Annotated in this window: 1 protein-coding gene; it reads right to left on the bottom strand. The window is 39.6% G+C overall.

What is annotated here, in order from left to right; genetic code table 11:
- Positions 1-201 precede the first annotated feature (201 nt).
- Positions 202-1,425 (bottom strand): IS110 family transposase, encoded by a 1,224-nt coding sequence (locus KGF70_RS16815; RefSeq protein ID WP_216769664.1) that lies wholly within the window; start codon positions 1,423-1,425, stop codon positions 202-204.
- Positions 1,426-1,591: the final 166 nt, after the last annotated feature.

Below are 1,591 nucleotides of genomic sequence, written 5' to 3'. Positions count from 1 at the left end.
GTCCACCACGTTTCTACGAAAAGTCAAGCACTATCAAGGGTTAAAGCTAAATTAAATTGAGTTATTTATCTGAGATATATGAAGATTATTGCGTCATTGCCTAGTTTATTGAAGCTAATCGAAAATGAGTGTATACTTAAATAGGCCTTGAAGAGTTCAAAAATTTTCAAAGCCTTAAGAAAAAGTCATAATCAAAACTATCTAATGTGATATGGCAATTTCATAATTATATTTTTGATTGTGCAATACTAGGTGATAGATGGTTCGCAACAGACAAGCCATCGCCGCAATATGGATCTTCTTAGTTACTTTCTCAGGTGACTTGGAAGATTCTTTTTTACGTCGCCGATAATAGTCAGCGATATGGCAAGGATGGGTCTTAGTGGCTGCCAAGATGTTATCAATCGTTCGAAAAAGAATCTTACGAGCGTATTGATTGCCATGCTTGGTAATACGTCGATGACCCGTATAGTTTCCTGATTCATAAACGACTAAATCAATACCGATGTACGCATTGATCTTGCTTGGACTGCTAAACCGATGTAAATCACCGAGTTCGGCGGTTAAACAGATGGCAGTTGTTAGGCCAATACCGGGAACACTCTGATAAATCTCTAGTTCAGGTAGCTTAGCTGCCTTGGCTTCTGCGACCATTTGGTTAATTATCTGGTCACGCTCTTGTTCTATTTCTAATAAGCTTTGACAGTAGAACTGCATCTGATGAAGCATACAACTTGAACTATCAACCGCTGGATAGGCAGCCTTAGCCGCATTAATCAATCGTTGCGCATAGTCGCGACAACGCTTCTTACCCAGCCTTTTGGATAACCCTGCCTGTAGCTTATTTGTGAGGCTGTCGAGGCTTTCTTTCAGTACTAAATCCGGATTCGGAAATAGTTGGAGTGTTTCGTACAGATTTTGACCATATTTATCACTATAAATGCGTTGAACACCCAGAAATACGACTTGAATCACCCGCTCCAATTGGTCCTCTTTACGCACATCATCACGCGTTAATTGTTGATAGAAGCGTTCATTATCGCGTAGGTCTAAGTAAACTGGCTTTTCTTGCACAGTTGTTAAACGATTCCTGATGTATTGAGAACAAGCTAAATCACGCGCATCATTACGATCAGTTTTTTTGCGTCTAAAATTCTCAGTCAAGTCTAACTTGGCTTGAAGTGGGTTTAACTCCACAAAATCATAACCTTGATGAATCAAAAAGGTGCGCACACGACGCGAATAAACGCCAGTTGATTCATAAATAATTTGTGGGTGGTTCACACTACGCAAGTCTTTTAAAAGACGACTGAACCCTGCTTTATCGCTGTTTATCTTGTACTCACGCAGTAACGTGTGTTCGTCACTAGCGACCGCAACAGTTACTGAATCACAACTAACATCGATTCCAAATACAAATTGCATATAAATTACCACCTAGCTAAGAAATTACGTTTGTTTTATGAGAAGACTAGTTTTCTAAACCCGGCATCGATTGCCAACAAACTATGAACAGCTTTTCATAAATTATGGGATTTGCCAGTTTCCGGCAGGACATCAAAGTGTCACGTGGTTTATAACGGCATATTAA

The sequence above is a fragment of the Lactiplantibacillus sp. 7.2.4 genome (assembly GCF_018991185.1).
Lineage (GTDB): Bacteria > Bacillota > Bacilli > Lactobacillales > Lactobacillaceae > Lactiplantibacillus > Lactiplantibacillus pentosus.
Note: the sequence above shows the minus strand (reverse complement) of the source record. Positions and strands in the feature narration are given on the sequence as shown.

Bases quoted from the DNA above. Each gene is read 5' to 3' on its own strand.
- KGF70_RS16815 (WP_216769664.1), bottom strand. From the start codon at position 1,425: ATGCAATTTGTATTTGGAATCGATGTTAGTTGTGATTCAGTAACTGTT.